The sequence below is a fragment of the Streptomyces sp. NPDC059255 genome (genome assembly GCF_042752355.1).
Lineage (GTDB): Bacteria > Actinomycetota > Actinomycetes > Streptomycetales > Streptomycetaceae > Streptomyces.
The window spans coordinates 339801-364263 of record NZ_JBHYZP010000001.1 but is presented as its reverse complement, the minus strand read 5'-3'; the positions used below and the strand labels follow the sequence as shown (position 1 = coordinate 364263).

Below are 24463 nucleotides of genomic sequence, written 5' to 3'. Positions count from 1 at the left end.
CGGCCCCGGGCCCTCGTCACCCGGCGCGGACCGGCATCAGTCGTGAGCCGGGGCCGGGTGCGCCCCCGGCCCCGCCATCCTCGAACCAGCATGGAGAACGCGGATATGTCTACGACTGTCGAACTTGTCGAGGTCGGCCCACGCGACGGCCTCCAGAATGAGAGGAGGCCGCTCGACGTCGGCACCCGCGTGGAGCTCATCAGGCGTCTGGTCGGCCAAGGAGCGTGCCGCATCGAGGCGGTCAGCTTCGTCCGGCCCGACCTCGTCCCGCAGATGGCCGGCGCCGAGGAGGTCATGGCCAAGGTGCCGCAGGACCCTGGGGTGTCCTACATCGGCCTCGTCCTCAACCGCCGCGGTGCCGAACGGGCCGCACAGACCCCGTGCACCGAGGTCAACATCGTCATCCCCGTCACCGATGCCTTCTCCACCAGGAACCAGAACCTCACCGTCGACGCGATGCTCGACCACGCCGCCGCGGCCGCGCAGGTCGCCCGCGGCGCCGGTATGCGCGTCAGCCTGACCCTCGCGGTCGCGTTCGGCTGCCCGTTCTCCGGGCCGGTCTCCACCGGACAGGTCTCGGACGTGCTGCTCCGTGCGGCCGAGATCGAACCGGACGAGATCGCGTTCGCGGACACCATCGGCGTCGGGGTCCCCCGCCAGGTCCGTGAACTGGCCGCGCTGGCGGTCGGCGACGACCGTATCCGCAAGCTCCGATTCCACTTCCACAACACCCGGAACACCGGCTACGCGAACGCCGTCGCCGCCGCACACCTCGATACGGCCGTAGGGGGCCTCCCCGGCGGGGTCATCGCGCTGGACGCGTCCGTCGGCGGGTTCGGCGGCTGCCCGTTCGCGCCCGCCGCCACCGGCAACATCGCGACCGAGGACCTCACCTACCTCCTCCGCGGGGAAGGCGTCCCGCCGGCCGGCACCGGCCACTGCGACATCGACGCCCTCGCCCAGGTCGGGACCTGGCTGGGTGACCAGCTCGACAGCTCACCCCAGGGCTTGCTCGTCCGGGCCGGCGACTTCACCCCGGCCGTTCCCGCGCCCGACAAGGAAGGCACCGTGCAGTGAGCCGCGCAGCCCACGATCCGGACTCTCCCCATGCCTTGATCGACGTGCTGCCCCTGGCGGGCATCCGTGTCATCGAGTTGGGCAACTTCATCGCCGCGCCCACTGCGGGCCGCCTGCTGGCCGACTTCGGCGCCGAGGTCATCAAGATCGAGCGGCCCCGTACCGGGGACGAACTCCGCAACTGGCGCCTGTTCGCGGGCGACACCTCGATGCTGTACCGCACCATCAACCGGAACAAGAAGTCGATCGAGCTCGACCTGCGGACCGGCGAGGGGCGGGCGACGGTCCTCGAACTGGTCTCCTGCTCCGACGCCCTCATCGAGAACTTCCGTCCCGGCACCCTCGACAAGTGGGGGCTGACCGCGCAGGCACTCACCGACGCGAACCCCGAACTCGTCGTCGCGCGGGTCTCCGCCTTCGGTCAGACCGGTCCGCTCGCCCATCGGCCCGGGTTCGCCGCCGTCGCGGAGGCGTTCGGCGGCATGCGGGAACTCGTCGGCGAGAGAGACCGGCCTCCGTCCCGGGTCGGCGTGTCCATCGGGGACTCCATCGCCGGCCTCTACGCGGCGTTCGGGGTCGTCATGTCGCTGCTGGACCGCGCCCGGCGCGGGAAGAACGGCCTGCGGCCCTGGACGCCCATGGAACGGCACATCGACGTGGCACTCCACGAGGCCGTGTTCTCCATGATGGAGTCCCTTGTCCCCGACTACTCCGCCCATGGCGTCCTCCGGGAACGCACCGGCGGCCGGATGCAGGGGATCGCCCCCTCCAACGCCTACGTCTGCGGCAGCGGCGACTCCGTCGTCATCGCCGGAAACGGCGACTCCATCTTCGGCCGCTACATGGAGGCCATCGGGCGCTCCGACCTGCGCGACGACCCCGGACTCGCGACCAACGCCGGCCGCTGGGCCCGACGCGACGAGCTCGACCGGGCCATCGAGTCCTGGACGAGCAAGTACCCCCGCGACGAGGTCCTCTCCGTCCTGGAGGCGGCCGGTGTGCCCGCCGGGCCGATCCACACCGCGAAGGACATCGTCGTCGACGAGCAGTTCGCCGCCCGCGACATGGTGCAGACACTGCCGGTCGACGTCGCCGGGGAGACCCGCCAGGTCGCGTTCCCCGGCATCGTGCCCGTGCTGGACCAGAGGTCCGTCCCGGTCTCCCATCCGGGCCCGGACCTCGGTGAACACACCCACGAGATCGTCTCCGAGCTGCTCGCGCGTCCGTGCAACTGCCGGGCGTGCCTGGAGGCGACAGCCGAACTCGGGGACAACGCCGAGCAGGACGCCGAGGCGGGAGAGACGCCCGTTCTCTGACCTTCACGCGCACCCGATCCCACCCGCCACCGAGAAGAAGCGGCGCACCCATGACACCTCCCCCACCGGCCACCACCACGCCGACGAGCGTGCCGGACCAGTCCATCGGCGGAGCCGATGTCGCCGCTCTGCGTGACATCTCCCGACGAGTGCTATGGCTCTCCGCCGCCATCATCGACTCCGCCAACCGCGGGCGCCCGAACGAGACCGGTATCAAGGTCGGCGGGCACCAGGCGTCGTCCGCCTCCATGGTCGACATCATGGTGGCCCTGTGGTTCCACCACCTGACCGACCTGGACCGGGTGTCGGTCAAGCCGCACGCGTCACCGGTCCTGCACGCCATCAACTACCTGCTCGGCGACCTCGACCCGAAGTACCTGACGACGCTCCGGGCACAAGGCGGCCTTCAGTCCTACCCGTCACGCGTCAAGGACCCCGACACGGTCGACTTCTCCACCGGGTCGGTCGGTATCGGTGCGACGGCGGCCCTGTGGGCGGCCGTCGCGCATCGCTACCTCGCATCCCGGTTCCCCGGCACGCCGCCCGCGGGCCGGTTCGTGAGCCTGCTCGGCGACGCGGAACTCGACGAGGGTGCCATCTGGGAAGCAGTCGCGGACCCGCAGGTGGCGAAGCTCGGGGAGCTGCTGTGGGTCGTCGACCTGAACCGCCAGTCGCTGGACCGGATCGTGCCGGACATGCAGATCACCCGGCTCCAGGGCATGTTCGCCGCGGCCGGCTGGCAGGTCGTCGTCCTGAAGTGGGGCCGCACCATCGGCGAGCTGTTCGCGCGTCCCGGCGGAGAGGAGTTGCGGCGGCGTCTCGAGGAGATGCCCAACGAGGAGTACCAGAGGATCCTCCGCGTCGACTCCTCCGAGATCGCCGCACGCCTCGTCGGGGAGAGCGGCTCCGGCGAACTCCGGGCGCTGCTGGACTCCCTGACCGCGGCCCAGCTCTCGACTGCGGTGCGTGACCTCGGCGGACACGATCTCGGGCTGCTGGTCGACACGTTCGACGGCGTCGACACGCACCGGCCCACGGTCGTGTTCGCCTACACCGTCAAGGGCCACGGGCTGCCCACCGAGGGGCACCCGAACAACCACTCCGCGCTGCTGACCGAGGCGCAGATGCGCTCGCTGGCCGCATCGTGCGGGGTCCCCTTCGAGGACCCGTGGCGTATGTTCGACACCGGTACGGCGGCGGCCGAGGTGTGCGACCGGCGCGGACGGCTGCTCCGGCGTTCGCCCCACACGACGTCCGCGCCCGTCCCGGTGCCGACCTCGCTCGGGCACCCGCATCGCAAGACCTCCTCGACCCAGGCCGCGCTCGGCAGGCTCCTGGCCGACCTGGTACGTGACGCCCCGGAGGTGGCCGCCCGGGTGGTGACGTGCAGCCCCGATGTCGCGTCGTCGACGAACCTCGGCGGCTGGATCAACAAGACCGGGGTGTGGTCGGTCGCGGAGCGGCACGACTGGTTCGCCGACGACACCGACCGTGTCCTGCGGTGGTCGGAGGTCCCCAACGGTCAGCACATCGAACTCGGCATCGCCGAGGTGAACCTGGTGTCGCTCGCCGGCGAGCTGGGCGCGACATGGTCCCGGTGGGGCCGGCGGCTCATCCCCATCGCGACCCTGTACGACCCGTTCGTGTCACGTGCCCTGGAACCGTGGAGCTACGGCATGTACGCCGGCGGGCAGTCCATCCTGGTCGGCACCCCGTCCGGAGTGACGCTGGCCCCCGAGGGCGGCGCCCACCAGTCGATCACGACACCGTCGATCGGTCTGGAGCAGCCGTCCTGTGTCGCGTGGGAACCGGCGTTCGCGCAGGACCTCGAGTGGTGCTTCCTGCACGCGATGAACCAGGTCGGCGTCCCTGGTGGCATCTCCGCCTATTTCCGGCTCTCGACGCGGCCCGTCGACCCCGCGCCGGCGCTGCTCCCGGAGGACCCGGCGCTGCTGGAGCGGCGGCGCCTGCAGGCGGTGGCCGGCGGATACCGTCTCCGGGCACCGGGCCCGGCGCCGGAGCAGATCACGCTGGTCGGTGTCGGGGCGATCATGCCGGAGGTGGTCGCCGCGGCCGACGCCCTGGCGGAGCTGGGGATCGAGGCCGGGGTCGTCTGCCTCACCAGCCCCGACCTGGTGTTCCGGTCGTTCCAGCAGCGCGGGTCGCGGACCGTCGGCGGCGGGTCCGACATCATCGACGAGCTGTTCCCGCCACACCGCCCGGCGCCGCTGGTCACCGTCCTGGACGGCCACCCGCACACGCTGTCCTACCTCGCGGGCGCCCGCGGGGACCGCATCCGGTGCCTGGGGGTGACCGAGTTCGGGCAGTCGTCGGACCTGGCCGACGCGTACAAGCTGCACGGCATTGGCACCGAGGCCATTCTCGACGCGGCGCTCACGCTGCTGGGGCGGTAGGCCGAGGGACCGCCCCGGCGGTCCCGGGCCTGCGGCGCACCGTGCCACGTGAGCCGTACCAGGCGGCTGCCAGGTGTCCTCGCCGCCGTCGGGGAGCCGACCAGGGCACCCTCGCACCATCCACCGTCTCCGGTGTCCGCCGTCCACCGGAGCGGTTCCACGGCAGCCTCCGTGGTGCCGGACGGGTGCCGGACGGGTGCCGGACGGGTGCCGGACGGGTGCCGGACGGGTGACGGACCCAACGGTACCGGGCCGTTTTTGGGGTGGTTCCGCACTCAGCGGATGGTCGGCCGCCACCGATGGCTTCCAGGGGGACGATCCCGCGGCTATATTTCGTGGGCTTCACGACACGGCAGATGTCCCCCGGAGGGGGTCCGATGGAGTACCTGGCGTCTACTCCGGTGATCGACACGCACAGCCTGGAAGAGGCCCGCGAGGCGGTCAGCCGGATCTACCTGCCTCACGAACTGGTCGGCCCGCAGGACGCGATGAACATGCGCCTGAACGCCCTGAGTGACCGCCGCGTGACGTTGGGCTACCTCACCTACCAGGCCGAGGCACAGCTCACGATGCCCGCGACCGAGTACTGCTACCACGTCAACCTGACCATCAGCGGTGAGACTGACGCTTCCCGCAGCGACGGCCGCCGCGAACACACCGTGGCCGATCGGAGTGGTGTTGTGCTGTCTCCGGTGCAGACGAACGTGGTGAGATGGAGTCCCGAGGCCGAGCAGCTCATCCTGAAGATCCCGCGCAGCAGTCTCGAGTCGCACCTCTCCGACCTGCTCGGACAGCCGGTCACCGCGGTCATCGACTTCGACTTCGGTCTCGACCTGACCAGCGCCTCCGGGCGCGCCCTGCTGCGGTCGGTGCAGTTCCTCGCGACCGAGTTGGACAACCCCGCCGGGCTGGCGGCGATGCCGCTGGCGCGTGAGCAGCTGGAGGCGTACGTCCTCACGTCGCTGCTGCACGCCGGCCGCCACCAGTTCAGTGCCGCGCTGGCCGGCACCGAGGACACGCGCCGTCTCGGCCGGCTGTCCTCGGTGGTGGCCTACATCGAGGAGCACGCGGACCGTGAGATAACGCCCGAGAGTCTCGCCCGGGTCGGCTGTGTCAGCGTCCGCACCCTCCATGCCGCGTTCCAGGACCAGCTCGGGGAGTCCCCGATGGCGTATGTGCGTCGCATCCGGCTGGGCAAAGCCCGCGCCGAACTGCTGCGCAGCGACCCCCGGAAGACCCGTGTCGCGGACGTCGCCATGCGCTGGGGGTTCTTCCACCAGTCACGGTTCGCCCAGCAGTACCGGGACCAGTTCAACGAACTGCCTTCCGTCACGCTCCAGCGCTGACCGGCCTCGTCCAGGGGCGCCGGAGCCGACGACGGCCCGGCGCCGTTCCGCCGTGCCCGCACACCGGGGCCGCGGAACACGGATCGGACAACTCTGCACTGAACGGCCCTTGCCCGTCCGTGAACGGATAGGAGCCGGCCGCCACCCTTCTTAGCGTTTCGAGCGACATCCACAACGCTCCGACTCACAGCTGAGGAGACCGAATACCGTGTCTCATCCCGCCTCCGGCCTCGATACGTTCAAGCTGTTCATCAACGGCGAGTCCGTCGACGCGATCTCCGGAAAGACCTTCGAGTCCCTCAACCCCTACACCGGTCAACCGTGGGCGAGGATCGCCGACGGCGGTCCGGAGGACATCGACGTCGCCGTGCGTGCGGCGCGCGCGGCGTTCGAAGGCGAGTGGGGCAACAAGAGCGGCTTCGAGCGATCCGACATCCTGCGCTCGATCGCCGACGCCATCACCGCGAACGCCGAGCGGCTCGCGCTGCTGGAGGTACGCGACTCCGGCAAGCTCATGCGTGAGATGCTCGGCCAGCTGGGCGGGCTCGGGCGCTGGTACAGCTACTTCGCCGGCCTTGCCGACAAGCTTGAGGGCAAGACCGTTCCCGCGCTGAACCCGCAGACCTACTTCGGTTACACACTCCGGCAGCCCGTAGGGGTGGTCGGCGCCATAACGCCGTGGAACAGCCCCCTGCTGCTCCTGACGTTCAAGCTCGCGCCCCTGCTGGCGGCCGGCTGCACCGCCGTGGTGAAGCCGTCGGAGCACTCGCCGGCCTCGACGGTCGCGTTCGCCGAGATCCTCACTGCGGCCGGCCTGCCTGCCGGTGCCCTGAACGTCGTCACCGGCTGGGACCGCTCCACCGGTGAGGCACTCGCCGCGCACAAGGGTGTTGACAAGATCGCGTTCACCGGCTCGACCGCGACCGGCGCGAAGGTCGCGCAGGCCGCGGTCGCGAACATCAACAAGGTGACCCTCGAACTCGGCGGCAAGTCGCCGCAGATCGTATTCCCCGACGCCGACCTGGACGCCGCCGCCAACGGACTCGTCGCCGGTGTGTTCGCCGCGACCGGGCAGACATGCATGGCCGGTTCCCGGCTCATCGTGCACGAGTCGGTGAAGGACGAACTGGTGGCCAAGGTCGTCGAGCGCGCCAACGCCATCAAGCAGGGCGATCCCACGGAGGCCGGGACCGAGATGGGTCCGGTCGCGAACCGGCCCCAGTACGAGAAGGTCCTCGAGTTCCTGGACGGCGCGCGGGCCGAGGGCGCGACCATCGCGTGCGGCGGCGGGCCGAACACCGAACTCGGCGGCCTGTTCGTCCGCCCGACCGTGGTGCTCGCCGACCCCGACAAGACCATCGTGCGCGAGGAGGTCTTCGGCCCGGTCCTCGCCGCCTGCACGTTCACCGACGAGGCCGACGCCATCGCCCTGGCCAACGACACCCCGTACGGCCTGGCCGGAGCCGTCTGGACCAAGGACGTGCACCGGGCCCACCGGGTCGCCGCCGCCGTGCGCGCCGGCACGGTCTGGATCAACGCCTACCGGGTCGTCACCCCCAACATGCCCTTCGGCGGCTTCGGCAGCTCCGGCATCGGCCGCGAGAACGGCACCGACGCCGTCAACGAGTACCTGGAGAACAAGTCCGTCCTGGTCGAACTGACCGGCGGCACCCGCGACCCGTTCAAGATGGGCTGACCGAGCCCGTTCCCTCCCCTGGCACGGCCCGCCTCCGCGAGCCGCGCCGCCCTTCCGAACCCTCGAAAGCACGACTCCCTCCGTGCGAGGCGAACCAGCGAACCAAGGAGACACGCCATGACCACCCTCACCGCGAACGAGAGGCTCGGTCTCGCCGGCACCGACCAGCGCCCCGACAGTGAGACCGAACCGGCTCAGGACCGCCGGGAGACGAACCCGCTGCTCAACGACCAGCCGATGAAGCTCGGTCTGTTCGGCACGAACTGTTCCTACGGCCTCATCGTGTCCCACGCACCGTCCTCGTACGAGATCACCTGGGAGCACACGAAGTCCATCGCTCGGCAGGCCGACGAGATGGGCCTGGAGGCCATGGTTCCGGTCGCTCGATGGAAGGGCTTCGGCGGTTCGACCAACTTCAACGGCAACTGCTTCGAGACGTACACCTGGGCCGCCGGCATCGCCGAGGCCACCGAGAACATCGCGGTGGCGGCGACCTCGCATCTGCCGACCGTGCACCCCATCGTGGCGGCCAAGGCCGCGACCACCATCGACCGGATCTCCCACGGCCGGTTCGCCCTGAACCTGGTCATGGGCTGGGTTCCGCCGGAGATGGAGATGTTCGGCGGTGAGCAGCGTCAGCATGACGAGCGGTACGCGTTCGGGCAGGAGTGGATCGACTACGCGATGCGCCTCTGGTCCGAGCCGGGCAGCTTCGACGTAGCAGGCACGTACTTCGAGGGCCGGGACGTGGAGGCGTACCCGAAGCCGCACCAAGGTCCCCACCCGGTGCTGCTGAACGCGGGCAACTCGCCCGCCGGCATCGACTACTCGGCCCGGAACGTCGACATCAACTTCGCCAGCCTCGACACTCTGGAGAACATCAAGGCGTACACCGAGAAGGTCCGCAACAAGGCCCGCGACGACTACCAGCGCGCCATCGACGTGATGACCTACGGCCTCGTGGTCGTCCGGGACACCGAGAAAGAGGCCGAGGCGGCCTTCCAACAGGTCGTCGACGAGGGCGACTGGGGTGCCGCGGGCAACGTCATCAAGATCGCGCTCTCCGGGGCGAGTCAGTCCTTCGACCACGCCAGGAAGATGTCGGAGCGCTTCATCGCCGGCTGGGGCGGCTACCCGCTCGTCGGCACCCCGGAGCAGGTTGTCCAGGGCATGAAGGAGCTGAACGAGGCCGGCATGGGCGGCATGATCATGGGGCTCATCGACCCGAACGAGGAGCTGCCCATGTTCAAGGAGCAGGTCCTGCCGCTCATGATCGAGGCGGGCATCCGCCACTGACCGTGACCGGCCGGCCATCCCGCACGGCGCCCCTCTCCCGCCGGACGGGGAGCCGTCGCCGGGGCGGACGCCCGCCCACGGACGCGCGGTACGTCACCTGTCCGGGCCCGCCGGCCTCCAGGGCCACGGCACGCGGCCGCCGCAGGCAGGCGCCCGGAAGCACGATCGATTCCTCGGCGGCCCGCCGTTGCCGGCCACCGATGGACCGGGCCTTCTCCTCATTCCGCCGGGCGGCACCGCCCGGCCGGCGATCCGCTCACCGGGACGTGAGCGACGGAAGGAACGCCTCGCATGAAGAACGAAGTGTGGAGAATCGGCGACGTCAAGATCACCATGATCGAGGAGTTCGGCTCCTGGTCACCCATAGACGCGGACCTCATGAAGGAGGCCTCACCCGACTCGGTACCCGATGAGATCCGCGCGACCGACTGGCTGCGGCGGGACTACCTCAACGAGAACGGCGAGGTGTACGGCGCCATGCGCACCTACGTCATCGAGACGCCGACCAGGACCATCGTCATGGACACCGGACTCGGCAATCACAAGGACCGTGTCCTGCCGATCTGGCAGCTCGACACCGACTTCCTGGACCGGTTCACGGAGATCGTGGATCCCACGGACGTCGATGTCGTGGTGAGCAGCCACCTTCATCTGGACCACTGCGGCTGGAACACGAAGCTGGTGGACGGCGCGTGGGTGCCGACGTTCCCCAACGCCGAGTACCTGTACGTGCAGAAGGAATACGACCACTGGAAGCGCTACGCCGAGGACCCGGACTTCGAGGACGGCTACACCGAGGCCACCCGGGACATCATCGACGCCCGCGGCGCGTTCCGTGACTCCATCCAGCCCGTGGTGGAAGCGGGACTCGTACGCTTCGTCGACGCCGACTTCGAGATCACTCCCGAGGTGCGGATGGAGGCGGTGCACGGGCACACCCCGGGCCACATCGTCATCCGCGTCGACTCGCAGGGGCAGAGCGCGGCGCTTCCGGGCGACGTGGTCCATACCGTCTGGGGTCTGAGCCGTCCCGACTGGCGGGACGGATTCGACTCCGACAAGGCGGTCGGGATGCAGTCGCGGTGGGAGTTCTTCGAGAGCGTGGCCGACAAGCCCGTCCTGCTGCTGACGACCCACATCGGCCCGGTCCCCGCCGGCCACCTGGTCCACGAAGGTGACAGTTTCCGGCTGATCCCCGCCCCTGACACCGCCGTCTGAGTCGAACCAGCAGGAAAGAAGGTTGCAATGACGCAGCCCGTCGACCACCTGGCCAATGAGACCTGGACACTCGGGGATATGACGATCACCAAGGTGGTCGAGTCCTCAGGCCCGTTCCCGATCGAGCTTCTCGACCCCATCGTCGGCGCCGAACGGGTCAGGTCGGTGAAGACCGACCCCTCGTGGCAGCGCCCGTACTACCTCAGCGGGAACGACGAGAGCGGTTCGCGGACACTCCGACGATGGTGCTCTTCACCCACCTAGGGCCGTCGCCGGCCGCGTACATCAAGCGCGAGGGCGACAGCTACCGGCTCGCACCCGCCGGCGTCCGACGGTGACGGGACGGACGGTCCGGAGCGGACGTGCACCGCCTGCCCCGGACCGTCCGATCCCCGAACCTGAACCGGTCGGCGCCGTTGACCAGGTGATACGTCGCGCCGACCCGTGTCCGCGACGGGTCCGGCATGAGTTCGGCGGCCGCACCGCCGCTGTCGCCCGCGTCGATGAAGTTCATGAGCCTCTCGGTCGGCATGGTGAGGTGCGCCGGTTGACGCTCGAAGGCGACATGTAGTTGGCGAAGTGGCGACAGCCCGGCTCCCGACCTGACACCGCGATCGGGAGGTCGCCCAATTTCCGGCTTCCGGCTCTGATGTCCTCCCGCCGCGCGGCCTTCTCACCCTCGCCTCACGCGTCAGGGGTGGCGGTCAGGGGGAACTCTCGGTGTATGCCACCGAGGCTTCCTGGGGTGACTGTCTGTTCCAAGGAGTCGCGCCCGCTCGGCCGGGGGTGATCGGGGTGAATCGCGCCGGGAGTTCGGCGAGGGCCCGGTGGATCACGCCGGGCCGCCATTGCAGCTTGGCGCGCGGCACCGTCAGCTCCAGGTCGGACAGCCAGCTGGTGAGCCGTTCGATCGCGGTGACCGCCAGGAGCAGCGCCGAGTGTTTCACCGGGCACTGGTGCGGGCCCGCCGACCAGGCCAGGTGGGAGCCGCCGTCTGTGCGCGGGCCGGGCGGCAGCCCGTCCGGGGTGGTGTTGGCGGCGGCGTACGAAATCAGGATCAGCTCGCCGGTCCTGATCCAGTTGCCGTGCAGCAGCACGTCACGGCGAGGGAAGTGGTACGAGTAGTTCGACATCGGGGGCTCTTCGCGCAGCACGTCCTCGACGGCCTCGCGGGCGGTACGGGCGCCGTTGGTGAGCGTGGAGTAGTAGCTCGGGTCGGAGAGCATCCGGGACAGCGCGTTGGAGATGAGGTTGGTGGTGGGCTCGTTGCCCGCGACAAGCGTCAGAAGCAGTTGGTGGGCCATCTCCTCCTGGGTCATTCCGTTCGGGTGGTCCAGGTACCAGGAGGTGAGGTCGGCGCCCCGGTGCTCGGTCTTCATTGCAATCAGCTCGGCCAGGTACGCTTCCAGCTCCTCGTTCGCGTCGGCCGCCTCGTCGCCGCCTTCCATCAGCCGGGCCATGGTGCGGCTGAGTCCGGTGGCGTACGAGGCGGGCAGTCCGAACAGGTCGTTGAACACGACCAGTGGCAGCTGCCGGGCGTACTGCGCGACCAGGTCGACTTCACCGGCCTCGGCGAAGTCACGGATCAGGTCGTCGGCCAGCCGGGTGACGCGGTCGCGCAGCTCGTGAGACGGGATCATGTTGAAGCCGTCGGTGATGACTTGCCGGTAGCGCTGGTGTTCGGCGCCGTCGGTGGCGATGGCACAGGGCCTGGGCTGGATGACCGGAGCGATCGGATGGTCGGAAGGGACCGGATCGCTCCAGCTGAGCGGGTTGTGGGAGTACGTCGCAGTGTCGCGCAGCACCTCCAGTGCGGCCTGGTAGTCGATGACGAGCCAGGCGTTCACTCCGGGGTGGATCTCCACCGGCGCGACGGCGCCGAACCGACGCAGCCGGGCGTAGATCGCGTACGGGTCGGTATTGAAGTCGTCGCCCCACAGCGGGACGGGAACCGCGCCGGCGCCCGCCCACGTAGCGGCCGGCGGCGTTGCGGCCGACTGTGATGTGCTCGGTGGTTTCGTGGTCATGGTGCGACGGCTTCCTGGGGGAGCTCGGAGAGAAGACAGGTGACCAGCGCGATCAAGGCGTCGACCGCCTGGCTGGTGTCGCGGGCGTCGCAGTACACCAGCGGGGTGTCCGGGCCCAGGTCGAGGTGGTCACGCAGCACTCCCTCCTCGTAGGCGGGCGAGTCGGGGAAGGAGTTCACGGCCACCGCGTAGGTCAGGCCCTGCTCCTCGATCATGTCGATGACTTCGAAGGAGTCGCCCAGCCGCCGGGTGTCGACCAGGACCAGGGCGCCGAGTGCGCCCCGGGCTATGTCCTCCCAGAGCGGTTTGAAGCGGCGCTGGCCGGGGGTGCCGTACAGGTAGAGCACCAGATCGCCCGGGAGGGTGCGGCGGCCGAAGTCGATCGCGACGGTCGTGGTGGTCTTGTCCCGCACTCCCGACAGGTCGTCCACCAACTCACCCGCCTCGGTGAGCAGTTCCTCCGTGTGCAGGGGGCGGATCTCGGACAGGGCCCGGATCAGGGTGGTCTTGCCGACCCCGAACGGCCCCGCGATCACCACCTTCACCAGCGTCTGAGCAGTGCCGCCGGGAAGATAGGCGGGGGCGTCGGTGGCCGTGCCGGGGGCGTCGGCCGACTGCTTATCGGATGGCGCGGAGTCCACTGAGAACCCTCTCTAGCAGCTGTCTGTCGTGGAGAGGCGCTGCCGGTATGGGCGCGCGGGCGTACAGCAGCCCTGTGTCCACGAGATCGGAGGCCAGTACTTTTGTGACGCTCACCGGAAGCCCCAGGTGGGCGGCGGCCTCGGCAAGCGCGAGCGAGCCGTGCGTGAGCAGCGCGAGCAGCCGCCGCTGCGGCGGTTCGAGACCGCCGGGCAGCTGGTCGGATGCCCCGCTCAGCACGGTCAGCGTGTCCAGGGTGTTGCGGGTCGGGGTTGCCCGTCCACCGGTCGCGAGATACGACGGCACCAGGCGCCGTGGGCCTCGTCCGCGCGTCATGCGGTTCCGGACGTCAGTCCGTCCGACGCCACCGCTCGGGCAGCCGCGTCGGCCGCCGGACCGGTGTCACGTGGCTTGGTGGTCATCACCTTGCGGCCCAGGGTGTTGACCTGGATCTGCATGTGGTGGGTTACCACGCCCATGTCGACGCTGTGCGCCGCGAACACGGCGAGCACGGTGTTGTCACCGGCCGGTACCGCGAACACAAATCCGTTGCTGGTCTCCACCACCACCTGCCGGACCTGGGTCTCCAAATCGCCGGAGAACGTCGCGCCGAGCGTGCGAGCGGCGCCCTGGAGCGCCGACATCATCGCCGAGGCGCCCTCACCCGCTTCTCTGCTCAGGTCGGGCGACGTCCCCTGCACCATGCCGTCCGCCGACAGCACCAGGCCGTGCAGCACCCCCGGCAGGACCAGCAGGGGTTCCAGCACCCAGGACATGTCCGGCTGGAGGGTGGCTCGCTTGGCAGTGCTCGCGGTCATGTCGATTCCCCTTCGAATGATGCAGTCGGTACGTCGTCGGAAGCGGCCGGGTCGTCGGCGGAATCACCGTCCGCCGCCTCCGCAATCGTCACCGCCTCACGGCCCGAGGCGGTTCCCAACTGGAAGGAACTCCAGGTAGCGCCGGTCTGCTCCGGGCTGCGCTCCTCGCCACCGGCATCGTCGGCACCGGTAGGGGCAACCGAGGTGGCGGGACGCTTGCGCCGTCGGCGCGGCAGATCCACGGCGGCGGGAGCGGTCTGCTCCGCAGGTCCCGCATCTTCGGAGCGGGTGCCCGACCCGTCGGCGCCCGGAATGACGGCAGCGGGGGCGTCCGAGGACGCGGAAGGTCCCCGGGAGCCCGCCCCTGACGTGGTCGTCCTCGGCTGCCGCACCGGCAGTGCGGCGATCAACGAGGGTGCGGTGGGCACCGGAGACAGCGGGGCACTGGCGGACATCGGGTACTGGGACTCATCGAGGAGCGTCAGCAGATCCCCGGGGATGAACACCACCGCCCGGACACCGCCGTACGGCGCCGGTTTGTCCACCGAAACGGAGAACCCGTACTGCCGGGTCAGCCGTCCGATCGCGGCGAACCCGGCGCGCGGCGGGTCGCCCAGCTCCGCCAGCCGGGCGGCCTCCTGGCCGGACAGCATGCGGGTCGCGTAGTCGATCTCGTCCTGGTGCATGCCGACACCGGCGTCGTCGATCACGACGACCGCTCCTGACGCCGACTGGTGCAGGCTCACGTCCACGGAGAGTGTGCCGTGCGAGTGGTGCACCGCGTTGGCCAGCAGCTCCGTCACGGTGATGGCGATCGGCTCGACCGCGCGCGAGACGACAGCGACCGGGTCCGCCAGCTGGCTGGTCACCTTGACCCGGTGATAGCCGCGCACCCGGGACTTCGCACCCGCCACTACGTCGCCGAGGTGCGAGTCGGCGCGGCTCAGACCGGGCCAGGCACCGCACAGCACCCCGGTGGCCTGAATACGCCGCAGGTTCTGCTCGTTCAGCTCGTCCAAGGCCAGCAGGTCATCGGCCAGACCAGGGTCGTTGTACTTCTCCTGCATCCCGACGATGCGGGACTGGAGCTGGTAACTCATCGCCTGCATAACGGTGGTCGCACCGCGCATCGTAGCCTGCGCCGCCTCGTCCACCCGGCGGCGCTCCATGGCGACAACCGTCGCCAAGTGTTCCAGGACGGACACGTGGTCGGCGCCGGGGCCGGTCTCCGCGAACTCGCTCTTCAGCGGGCCCGGGACGGCGACGAAACGATTCTCCAGATGGGCCGCCATGGCAGGGAGCCGCGCCGTCACCAGGTGCCGGGTCTCGTCCTCAACGGCCTGCGCGTAGCCGGCCAACCGCTCGCGCTCCCGGTCGGCCTCGTCGCGTTCGGCACGCAGGGCATCGCGTTCCGCGCCTACGGCCTCGCACTCGACGCGCGCCGCGTCCCGCTCCGCCTGCACGGTGTCGCGCTCGGTGTACGCGAGATCGCGGTCGGCCTGGGCGGCATCCCGTCCGGCGCGCGCGGCGTCGAGTTCCTCGTGCGCGGTGTCACGCTCCTCCTGGGCCGCGTCGCGTTCCTGGTACGCGACATGGCGGTCGGCCGCCGCACGCTGGGCTTGCCGTTCTACTTGGTCACGCAGGGCCCGAACCTGGTGCCGGACGCGGTACAACATCGGCGCCAGCCCGGCGGCAGCCGCGGTGCCGACCGCCAGGCACCAGATAAGTGCCTCTGGTAGCTGTGTCATGTGTCCTCAGGGAGCGGCAGCGCCGCAAGGGTCGTCATGTACGAGGTGAGGGGATCTCAGGTATATGGAGAACATGAGCAATGGGACAGAGACGATGCGCCAGTGCCCTGAACCACGCAGGAGGGCACGCAGGCCATGAACTGCCACGAACAACCACGAAGGGATGTACCGAACAGGCGGCCTGGATGGAGATGTCGATCGCTCTGCGTCACTCTAACCTCACCAGTGGCTGAAAGTCACCAGGTTGACGAAAAGGCATATGCACAGCACAGCAACGATGTTGAGGGACTCTCTGAACGGGAGACGCCAGAGGGAAAAGCCAGTTGCGCCGTCTCATGACATCGCGCCACGGCCGCAATCACCGCGCGTTCAGGACCTCCGTTTCATCTCCGGGAAGAACGAGCAGAACGCCGTCAAGTCCGTGATCGTCACGGATGCCGACGGCCGGGTGCTGTTCTGCAGCCCGGCCGAGCCGGCCGGTGCAGCAGGCGATGGGTTCAAGGACCGCCACGCACTCCACTTGGTGCGTCATCGAGAACAGGTCGACAACGCATCGTTGAACAGCCGAAGGTCGACTGATGTCGAGACAGTCACCAGCCCCGCCGAGCCAGCCGAGGGACGGGAGCGACGCCGGGCGGGCGGGTCTTCAGGATGCCGATCCGGCCCCATCGTCCGCCGCCGATCGGGCGGCTTTCGCCTCGTGCGCGATGCGGGGACCGGGCACCTCGCCCTCGCCCTCGCCGTCAAGCAAGCGGCGGCACGACGTCGCCAGACCCTGTGGTCCCCAACTGGTCCCCAAGGAACGCGGAAAGGCGGTACCGGATTTCTCCGATACCGCCTGCGACCTGCGAAAACACAAGTCGGGACGACAGGATTTGAACCTGCGACCCCTTGACCCCCAGTCAAGTGCGCTACCAAGCTGCGCCACGTCCCGATGCGCGTCCCGCCTCCCGGGAAGATCTTCCCTGGTGACCGGCCACGCGGAGAACATTACCTCACTCCGCGCCACGGAAGGACACGGCTCGTTCGCGCGACAATCGGTGCATGAGGGAAGAACGACGGGACCGTGACAGCGAGGGGCGGGCGCGCAGCGCTCGGCCCCGGGACGGGTTGGGGCGGCCGTTGCCGTACGGGGCGCCCGGGGTGGAGCGGCAGCCGGAGGGGGTGGTGCGCGGCGCCGGGGAGACCCTTCGGGAGGCGCAGCGGCTGCTGGACGCGGGCATGCCCTTCCACGCGCACGAGGTGTTCGAGGACGCGTGGAAGTCGGGGCCCGAGGCGGAACGGGCCCTGTGGCGCGGGATGGCCCAGCTCGCGGTCGGGCTGACACACGCCGCCCGGGGCAATGCGACGGGCGGGGCGCGGCTGCTGCTGCGCGGGGCGGCGGTGATCGACTCGTATCCGGACCGTACGCCGCACGGCATCGACATGGCCGGGCTGGCGGTGTGGGCCAGGGAGCTGGCGGCGCGCGTCGGCGACGGGCCGGTGGACGCCGCCCGCGAGGCGCCCCGGCTGACCTGACCCGTCCCACCGCCTCCGGGCCCGGGCGTACGTCAGTCGGTGAGCAGGACGACTTCGAGTGTGCGGGGGCCGTGCACCCCCTCGACCCGGTCGAGTTCGATGTCGCTGGTGGCGGACGGCCCGGAGATCCAGGTGAGCGGGCGGGTCGGGTCCAGGCGGGGCATCGCCTGCGGTACGGAGCCGACCACCTGGTCCGTGGTGCGTACGACGCAGATGTGGTGATCGGGGACGAGGGTGATCCTGCGGCGGCCCTGGTCCGGCGCCGCGTCGAGGACGAGGGTGCCGGTCTCCGCGATGGCGAGGGCACAGCCGGTGACGACGCTGTCGACCGTGTCGAGGGCCCCGGCCGTCGCGCCGGGGTCGTCCGGCACCCGGGTCACCGCCTCGGGCGTCGCGGAGAGCCAGGTCTCCGGGAGCAGCGGGGGTACGAGGACGGTACGGGCGCCCCGGTCGGCCAGGAGGCGGGCGACGAGGGCGGGCAGCCCGGCGGTGTCCGTGCGGTGGACGAGGGCGCGGTAGTCGGCGAGGTTCTCGGCGAGCAGGTCGACGATCCGGCTCTCGGGGGTGTGGGTGTCGAGGTAGTCGCGGGGTGCCTCGGGCGCGTCGGGGGCGTCGGCGAGCGCGGTGCGGATCCGGGCGAGGATCCGCTCGCGCGAGCCGGCGGGAGTGCTGCTCATGTCCCGTTGTCCTTACGGTTGTCGTTCTCGCCGGTGGTACCGCCCACAGCCCCGTCGCCGGTGCGGTCGCCGGATCCGCCGGCGTCGCGCCGGGCGCTGTCCGCAGTGGCGGTGCCGGCCGAACCGGTCGCACTGGCCGGGCCGGTCGCGCCGCCCGTGCCGTTCCCGGGGCGGTGTTTCCACCAGGCGCGGAACGACTCGGCCGGCATCCGGGGGAGGTCCCGCGCGTCCGTCCAGGCCCCCGCGCCCGGGAGCCTGGCGGGGTGCAGCGCCCGGGTCATGGACGCGGCGCGCTCCCCCGCCGCCAGGACGCGGGGATGGTCGAAGACCCAGCCCGCCGCCTTCATCGCCGCCTTCTCCAGCCGGTGTCCCCGGCCCCCCTGGTCCGCGACCCGTTCGCGGAGGTGGACCAGGACCTCGGGGATGTCGATGGCCACCGGGCAGACCTCGTAGCACGCCCCGCAGAGCGAGGAGGCGTACGGCAGCGAGGCGTCGATCTCGCTCCCCGTGCCCCGGAGCTGGGGGCTGAGGATGGCGCCGATCGGGCCGGGGTAGACGGAGCCGTACGCGTGGCCGCCGGCCCGCTCGTACACCGGGCAGACGTTGAGGCAGGCCGAGCAGCGGATGCAGCGCAGCGCCTGCCGCCCCACCTCGTCGGCCAGGGTGTCCGTGCGGCCGTTGTCGAGCAGGACCAGGTGGAAGGTGCTCGGGCCGTCGGTGTCGTGGGTGCCCGTCCACATGCTGGTGTAGGGGTTCATCCGCTCCGCCGTCGAGGAGCGCGGCAGTGTCTGGAGGAAGACCTCCAGGTCCCGCCAGCTCGGCACCACCTTTTCCATGCCCACCACCGAGATCAGGGTCTCGGGCAGTGTCAGGCACATCCGTCCGTTGCCCTCGGACTCGAAGACGACGAGGGTGCCGGTCTCGGCGACCATGAAGTTGGCCCCGGAGACACCGACCTTGGCGCGCAGGAACTTCTCGCGCAGGTGGAGTCTCGCCGCCTCGGCGAGTTCGCCGGGGGTGTCGGAGAGGCCGTCGGGGGCCGCCTTGCCCCAGTCGGCCATCCGGTCGCGGAAGATGTCGCGGATCTCGCCGCGGTTGCGGTGGATCGCCGGGACCAGGATGTGGGAGGGCCGGTCGTCGCCGAGCTGCACGATGAGCTCGGCGAGGTCGGTCTCGTACGCGGCGATGCCCTCGGCGGCGAGCGCCTCGTTGAGGCCGATCTCCTGGGTGGCCATCGACTTGACCTTGACGACCTCGGTCTCGCCGGTGGCCTTGACCAGGTCCGCGACGATCCGGTTGGCCTCGTCGGCGTCGGCGGCCCAGTGGACCTGCCCGCCGGCCGCCGTGACCGACTCCTCCAGCTGGACCAGATAGCGGTCGAGATGGCGCAGCGTGTGGTCCTTGATCCGCTTGCCCGCCTCCCGGAGGCGGTCCCAGTCGGCCAGCTCCGCAACGGCGACGGCGCGCTTGTCGCGGATGGTGTGGGTGGCGTGGCGCAGATTGCCGCGCAGTGTCTCGTTGGCGACGGCTTCCTTGGCGGCCACCGGGAAGGCCGGCATCCCCAGATACGTACCGCTCATGACCAGGGCTCCTCTTCGGTCGACGCCAGGATCTCCGCGAGATGCACGGACCGCAGCGGGGCGGCCTCGCGGCTCGCGATGCCGTCGATGTGCATCAGACAGGAATTGTCGGCGCCGCAGAGCACCTCGGCCCCGGTGGAGACGGCGTGCCGGACTTTGTCCTGGCCCATCGCGGCGGAAACATCGGAGTTCTTCAGGGCGAAGGTGCCACCGAAGCCGCAGCACTCCTCGGCGCCGGGCAGCTCTTTCAGCTCCAGGCCGCGCACCGCTTCGAGGAGTTTCCTGGGTCGTTCGCCGAGGCCCAGCAGACGCACTCCGTGACAGGAGGGGTGGTAGGTGACGGTGTGCGGGAAGTACGCCCCGACATCGGTCACGCCCACCACGTCGACCAGGAACTCCGTCAGCTCGTAGGTGCGCGCGGCCAGCGCCGCGGCCGCCTCGCCGCCGATCTTCGGGTAGTGGTGGCGGACCATGGCCGCGCAGGACCCGGAGGGGGTGACCACGTAGTCGTACCCCTCGAAGGCGCTGGTCATCCGGCGTACCAGCGGCTCCGTCTCCCGTCGGTAGCCGGTGTTGAACTGCGGCTGGCCGCAGCAGGTCTGCGCCTCCGGGAAGTCGACCTCGACACCGAGGCGTTCGAGGAGGCGTACGGTCGCGATGCCGGTGGACGGATACACGGCGTCATTGACGCAGGTGACGAAGAGGGCGGCGCGCATGGGCGGAGCATATGTCGGCTCCGGCGCCGCACGGTAGTCCCCCGCGCGGGGTGAAGGGTTCTCAGACATCCTATGAATGTGTCCGCTCTCGTGGTGCTGTCCCCGGCGGAGCCGGAGGAAGATCTCAGTCATCGGTCATCTCGGTCATCGGCCATCGGCCATCGGTGACGGGACGGGCGCCCCGTCCGGCCGCCTCGCCGAACGTGCCGACGGCCGGGGGCGCCGCGTCAGGTGGGTTCAGGCGCGTCCCACGAACTCCCAGGCGCCCTGGCCCGCCCGGTACACCACGAATCCCGGTTCCGTGCGGGCGTAGGCGGCGCCGGCGGGCGCCGTGACCTGGTCGCGGGTGGCGGCCGGTACATGGATCTCCGCCGTCGCGCCGACCGGGACGCGTACGGAGAGCCGCAGGGTGGCGCCGATCGCCGACCAGGCCACCGACGCCTCGCCCCGGACGGTACGGATCCAGGTGCGGGCCCAGCTGACACCGGTCCGCCCGTCGGGCCGTACGGTGAAGGTCCGGTAGCCCGCGTCCCCGGGGCGCAGCCCGGCGACGTTCTCGTACAGCCACTGGGCGACCGTGCCCTGGAAGTAGTGGTCGCGTGAGCGGGAGTCGAGGGGCCACATCTCCCACATGGTGTCGGCGCCGTTGTCGAACCAGTGGCCCCAGCTCGGGTAGGTGCGCTGAGTGGCGACGGCGTGTGCCACGTCGGGGTGGCCGTGTGCGCACAGGACGCGCAGCAGCACACTCGTGCCGAGCGCGCCGGTGTTGAGGTGGTCGCCGCGCGCGGTGATGTCCGCGACGAGGCTGTCCACCACCGTGGCACGGGCGCCGTTCGGGACCAGCCCGAAGGCCAGCGGGAGTGCGTTGGACGTCTGGCGGTAGCCGGGGTCCTTCGCGGTCCGGTAGTGGCCGGAGGCGTCGAGGAAGGCGGCGTTGAAGGCGTCCTTCAGGCCGGCCGCCGCGGTCCGGTAGCGCTCCGCGGTCCCGGTGTGGCCGAGCAGGTCGCCCAGCTCGGCCGTGTCGGTGAGCGCGCGGTGGAGGTACGCGGTCGCCGTCAGCCGGGTGTCCTCGGGCGGGTTGCCGCCGTAGCCGGGCGGCAGGTAGTCGCCGAGCGCGGTGATCGCGAGGCCGTCGACGAGCCGGGCCAGCTCCCAGTCCAGATAGCGGGTGAGGGGGGCCCAGTGCTCCCGCGCCACCCGGTCGTCGCCGTAGATCCGGTACATCTCCCGTATCAGGAACGGATATACGGTGGTCCACTCGGGCGAGGGGCCGAGGTCGCCGTAGCCCCAGCCGCCGCTGGGCACGATCACCGGCAGCTGCCCGTCGGCGTTCTGGCTGTCCGCCAGGTCACCGAGCCACTTGGTGAGGAAGCGGTGCACCCCGAAGGCGTACTCCATGACGGGCGCCCCGAGCTGCGCGTCGCCCGTCCAGCCGTTCTTCTCGTACATCGGGGTGTCGGTGGGTATGCCGTGCAGGTTGTTGAGCAGGGTGCGGCGCATCGCCCGGTCGAGCTGTTCGTGGAACGGCTCGGAGCAGGCGAAACCGCTGACCTCCGCCACCTTCGTGTGGACGGTCCTGCCCACCACGTCGGCCGGGCGTGGCCGGGTCGGCAACCCGCTGACCTGGACGTACCGGAAGCCCTTGTACGAGAACGACGGCTCCCACACCTCGGTGGCGCCGCCGCCCGCGCAGATGTACTCGTCGCGCTGGAAGCGGCCCGGCACATGTCCGGTCTCGGCGTGGACGCTGCCGTCCGCCTTCAGTTTCTCGCCGTGTACCAGCGAGACGACGGTGCCGGCCGGGGCCCGTACGCTCAGCCGGCTCCATCCCGCCGTGGTGCGGCCCAGGTCCACGATGTACACGCCGGGGGTGTGCTCGGTGATCGCGGTGGGGGTGTGGGTCGCGATGACCTCGATGGGGTCGTGCGGCTGGGCGCGCAGGGTGCCCCTGGGGGCGGGCTGCTCGGCCGGGTGGCGCCAGGAACGGTCGTCGAAGCCGGGCCGGGTCCACCCCCGCGGGGCCAGCCTGGCGTCGTACGTCTCCCCCGCGTAGAGGGAGTTGGTGAGGGTGGGGCCCTCGGTGATGCGCCAGTCGGTGTCGGAGACGACGGTGGTGCGGGAGCCGGCGGGGTGGTCGGCCTCCAGCCGGCACAGCAGGCGCGGTTCGCCGTGCCAGGGCGGCCGGTGCCAGTTCCACACGTTGGGGGTGGTCATGCCGTAGAAGCCACGACCGAGGGTGACGCCGATCGCGTTGTCGCCGCGCCTGAGGAGCGCCGTCACGTCGTGCACCGCGTACAGCACGGTCTCGTCGTAGTCGGTGAAGCCGGGGTCGAGCACCTGGCTGCCGACCCGCTCCCCGTTCAACTCGGCTACGTAGTAAGCCAGTCCGCTGATGTAGAGGCGGGCGCGGGTGACGGGTTTGCGTACCGTGAACTCCCGGCGCAGCAGGGGCGCGGGCACCTCCGGCGCGGCGATCGACACCCCGTTGCCCCACGGTCCCTGGCCGTAGGGTGCGAGTACGGTGGCCGCGGCCCACCCGGTGTCGTCGAACTCGGGGCGCTCCCAGCCGGGTTGCTCGGTGTCGGTGGTACGCCACCCTTCCCCGGTGGCGAGTCGGTGGACGGCGCCGTCGGTGGTCTCCACCCGCAGGAGTCCGAGCAGTCCGGCCGGATTGGCTGCGGCCCCGCCGCGGTTGGTGGCGACGGCGGCGAGGACGACCGGGGCGCCGCTGCCGGCGGCGGCGCGCACGGCGCCGGTGACATCGGCGGCTGTGCCGGTGCGCCAGGCGTCCACCTGCTCGGGGGTGTGCAGGACCTGGCGGCCGTTCAGGTGGAGGGTGAAGTCGTCGTCGGCGGTGGCGACGAGCGTGGCCCGCGCGATGTCCGTGGCCGCGGGAAGGCCGAGGGAGCCGCGGAACCAGCGCGGTCCGACGGGGGCGCCGCCCGTGGTCGCGTCCGCCGTCCAGATCCAGGACGCGCCGTCGAGGCCGGGCGGTGCGGCCGGCTGGTCGGCGCCTATCCACCGGGCGTGCCACCGCTCCGTGCCGAGCGCGGTCTCCCACCAGCCGGGGGTGCTCCACGCGGACGCGCGTCCCGTGCCGTCCCAGACCCGGACCTGCCAGTGGCAGCGGGTACGGGGCGGCAGCGCGGGGCCCGCGTAGGGCACGGCGACGGTACGGTCCGACGCGACCCGGCCGGTGTCCCAGAGGAGTTCACGCCCGGCCACCAGCGCGCGCCGCCCGGTCGCGGCCCGGATCTGGTACGCGCTCTGCCGTGCGCCCGGGCCGCCGTCGGGCGCGGGGCCCCCGTCGGGCCCGGCCCCGAGCACCCAGGAGAGCAGGGGTGCGGCGACATCGGTGCCGAGGACGTGCTCGGCGTACTCGACGGTGGCGGAGTCGATACGGAGCCGCCCGGTCCGGCCGCCCTCCCCCGCGGGGCCGCCCGACGGGGACGCGGCAGCGGTGCCGGAACCCATGGCCAGGCCGGCGAGGCCGGCCCCCGCCCCGAGCGCGGAGGTGTGGAGAAGACCCCGGCGTGTCCAGCCCATGCCCATCGCAGCCCCTTGGATTGAAACGTTTCACGTCCCGGCTATGCATCGTAGGGCCGACCTGTCCCCGCTACAAGAGGTGCGGGAGGGTGCGATGGGACGTGGCGGGCCGCGGCCCGGCGCGCCGCCTGGCGTCAACGCGGCGTGCGGCTCGGCGCGGCGGGCGAACTACCGGCAGGCGGCGCCCCCTCGCCGTACAGCAGGATGTCGCCGTACGGCAGACCGGTGCGCCGCCGCCGTATCAGGGGGGTGGCGTCAGGAACGTGGCGTCAGGCGTACGCGTACGGTCGAGGCCCCGATGCCGACGAAGGTCACCGAGACGCCTTCCGCGGTGACCGTCGTCCCCGGGCCGACCGTGCCCCGGCATCCGCCGTCGTCCCCGCGCATCCGGACGCTTCCCGGCCCGGACGCTCCGCACCGGTGCGATCCCGGCAGCTCCCAGCTCACCGTCGATCCGTCCACGCCGGTGATGACGAAGCGGCCCGCCTCGTCGCCGCGGTCGAAGCGGACCGTGTCCCCCGCGGCCAGGTCCACCTCGCAGTCGGCGTCCCCGCAGGCACCGGGGTCCGCGCGGCCCGCCGCGGGCGGCGCGGGGACCGTGACCGTCGCCGTGACGGGCCCCTGGCCCGGCGCCGCGGGCTGCCCGGCCGTACCGCCGGCGCACCCCGTCGGCAGCGCGAGCGCCGCCACGGCGAGGAGCGCGCGGGCCCCGCGCGCCGTGGCGCCTCTGCCGCGGGTGCCCGTACCGGAGCCATGTGTCTCGCGCATTCCACTCCTTCGTCCTGCGGGAAGGATGCACGCCGCCCCGGACGCGAAAACCCCTCTGCGCCC

General features: G+C 70.9%; 19 protein-coding genes and 1 tRNA gene. 9 read left to right on the top strand and 11 right to left on the bottom strand.

The genetic code is table 11. The annotated features are described in order from the left end of the window. The first annotated feature begins 105 nt into the window (after nt 1–105). From ACFXKG_RS01590 to ACFXKG_RS01555, 8 genes are all read left to right on the top strand, one after another. Nucleotides 106–1077: a hydroxymethylglutaryl-CoA lyase gene (locus tag ACFXKG_RS01590; protein ID WP_384830550.1), complete on the top strand. Its 972-nt coding sequence runs from the start codon at nt 106–108 to the stop codon at nt 1075–1077. Beyond that, on the top strand, nt 1074–2393 hold the full coding sequence (locus ACFXKG_RS01585; RefSeq protein WP_384830547.1) for a CaiB/BaiF CoA transferase family protein: 1320 nt from the start codon (nt 1074–1076) through the stop codon (nt 2391–2393). The genes ACFXKG_RS01590 and ACFXKG_RS01585 overlap by 4 nt, the downstream gene beginning before the upstream one ends. A gap of 50 nt (nt 2394–2443) precedes the next feature. Then, nucleotides 2444–4807, top strand: coding sequence for a pyruvate dehydrogenase (locus tag ACFXKG_RS01580; protein ID WP_384830544.1), 2364 nt, complete (start codon nt 2444–2446; stop codon nt 4805–4807). Nucleotides 4808–5184: 377 nt separating this feature from the next. Continuing rightward, nucleotides 5185–6153, top strand: coding sequence for an AraC family transcriptional regulator (locus tag ACFXKG_RS01575; RefSeq protein WP_384830541.1), 969 nt, complete (start codon nt 5185–5187; stop codon nt 6151–6153). Between the two features lie 208 nt (nt 6154–6361). Then, the gene (locus tag ACFXKG_RS01570) at nt 6362–7849 is read left to right on the top strand and encodes an aldehyde dehydrogenase family protein (RefSeq protein ID WP_384830537.1); all 1488 of its coding nucleotides are present in this window, start codon (nt 6362–6364) and stop codon (nt 7847–7849) included. A 117-nt stretch (nt 7850–7966) separates the two neighbouring features. Then, the gene (locus ACFXKG_RS01565; RefSeq protein WP_384830534.1) at nt 7967–9145 is read left to right on the top strand and encodes an LLM class flavin-dependent oxidoreductase; all 1179 of its coding nucleotides are present in this window, start codon (nt 7967–7969) and stop codon (nt 9143–9145) included. Between the two features lie 291 nt (nt 9146–9436). Then, nucleotides 9437–10363, top strand: coding sequence for an MBL fold metallo-hydrolase (locus ACFXKG_RS01560; RefSeq protein WP_384830531.1), 927 nt, complete (start codon nt 9437–9439; stop codon nt 10361–10363). A 27-nt stretch (nt 10364–10390) separates the two neighbouring features. Continuing rightward, entirely contained in the window at nt 10391–10627 is a 237-nt protein-coding gene (locus tag ACFXKG_RS01555) for a hypothetical protein (RefSeq protein WP_384830528.1), read from the top strand. Nucleotides 10628–11067: 440 nt separating this feature from the next. On the opposite strand, the gene ACFXKG_RS01550 is transcribed toward ACFXKG_RS01555, so the two are convergent. From ACFXKG_RS01550 to ACFXKG_RS01525, 6 genes are all read right to left on the bottom strand, one after another. Then, nucleotides 11068–12390: a cytochrome P450 gene (locus ACFXKG_RS01550; RefSeq protein WP_384830525.1), complete on the bottom strand. Its 1323-nt coding sequence runs from the start codon at nt 12388–12390 to the stop codon at nt 11068–11070. Continuing rightward, nucleotides 12387–13031 carry an ATP/GTP-binding protein gene (locus ACFXKG_RS01545; RefSeq protein WP_384830522.1) on the bottom strand — a complete coding sequence of 215 codons (645 nt, stop codon included), beginning with the start codon at nt 13029–13031 and terminating at the stop codon, nt 12387–12389. The genes ACFXKG_RS01550 and ACFXKG_RS01545 overlap by 4 nt, the downstream gene beginning before the upstream one ends. Then, nucleotides 13009–13365 (bottom strand): DUF742 domain-containing protein, encoded by a 357-nt coding sequence (locus tag ACFXKG_RS01540; protein ID WP_384830519.1) that lies wholly within the window; start codon nt 13363–13365, stop codon nt 13009–13011. The genes ACFXKG_RS01545 and ACFXKG_RS01540 overlap by 23 nt, the downstream gene beginning before the upstream one ends. Further along, nucleotides 13362–13847: a roadblock/LC7 domain-containing protein gene (locus ACFXKG_RS01535; RefSeq protein WP_384830516.1), complete on the bottom strand. Its 486-nt coding sequence runs from the start codon at nt 13845–13847 to the stop codon at nt 13362–13364. The genes ACFXKG_RS01540 and ACFXKG_RS01535 overlap by 4 nt, the downstream gene beginning before the upstream one ends. Further along, on the bottom strand, nt 13844–15595 hold the full coding sequence (locus tag ACFXKG_RS01530) for a sensor histidine kinase (protein ID WP_384830513.1): 1752 nt from the start codon (nt 15593–15595) through the stop codon (nt 13844–13846). The genes ACFXKG_RS01535 and ACFXKG_RS01530 overlap by 4 nt, the downstream gene beginning before the upstream one ends. 860 nt (nt 15596–16455) lie before the next feature. Next, a tRNA-Pro gene (locus ACFXKG_RS01525) sits at nt 16456–16529 on the bottom strand. Nucleotides 16530–16639: 110 nt separating this feature from the next. On the opposite strand from ACFXKG_RS01525, the gene ACFXKG_RS01520 reads away from it, so the two are divergent. Continuing rightward, nucleotides 16640–17113: a DUF309 domain-containing protein gene (locus ACFXKG_RS01520; protein WP_384830510.1), complete on the top strand. Its 474-nt coding sequence runs from the start codon at nt 16640–16642 to the stop codon at nt 17111–17113. 32 nt (nt 17114–17145) lie between these two features. On the opposite strand, the gene ACFXKG_RS01515 is transcribed toward ACFXKG_RS01520, so the two are convergent. The 5 genes from ACFXKG_RS01515 to ACFXKG_RS01495 all read right to left on the bottom strand — a co-directional run bounded on the left by ACFXKG_RS01515 (nt 17146) and on the right by ACFXKG_RS01495 (nt 24400). Next, nucleotides 17146–17790: a lactate utilization protein C gene (locus ACFXKG_RS01515; protein WP_384830507.1), complete on the bottom strand. Its 645-nt coding sequence runs from the start codon at nt 17788–17790 to the stop codon at nt 17146–17148. Next, a complete protein-coding gene (locus ACFXKG_RS01510) occupies nt 17787–19370 on the bottom strand; it encodes a LutB/LldF family L-lactate oxidation iron-sulfur protein (RefSeq protein WP_384830504.1) in 1584 nt (527 codons plus the stop codon). Before ACFXKG_RS01510 ends, ACFXKG_RS01515 begins: the two co-directional genes overlap by 4 nt. Then, complete coding sequence (locus tag ACFXKG_RS01505) at nt 19367–20086, bottom strand: (Fe-S)-binding protein (RefSeq protein WP_384830501.1); 720 nt, start codon at nt 20084–20086, stop codon at nt 19367–19369. The genes ACFXKG_RS01510 and ACFXKG_RS01505 overlap by 4 nt, the downstream gene beginning before the upstream one ends. Before the next feature lie 237 nt (nt 20087–20323). Further along, nucleotides 20324–23632 carry a family 78 glycoside hydrolase catalytic domain gene (locus tag ACFXKG_RS01500; RefSeq protein ID WP_384830498.1) on the bottom strand — a complete coding sequence of 1103 codons (3309 nt, stop codon included), beginning with the start codon at nt 23630–23632 and terminating at the stop codon, nt 20324–20326. A gap of 255 nt (nt 23633–23887) precedes the next feature. Beyond that, the gene (locus ACFXKG_RS01495; RefSeq protein ID WP_384830495.1) at nt 23888–24400 is read right to left on the bottom strand and encodes a hypothetical protein; all 513 of its coding nucleotides are present in this window, start codon (nt 24398–24400) and stop codon (nt 23888–23890) included. Between the last annotated feature and the right edge of the window lie 63 nt (nt 24401–24463).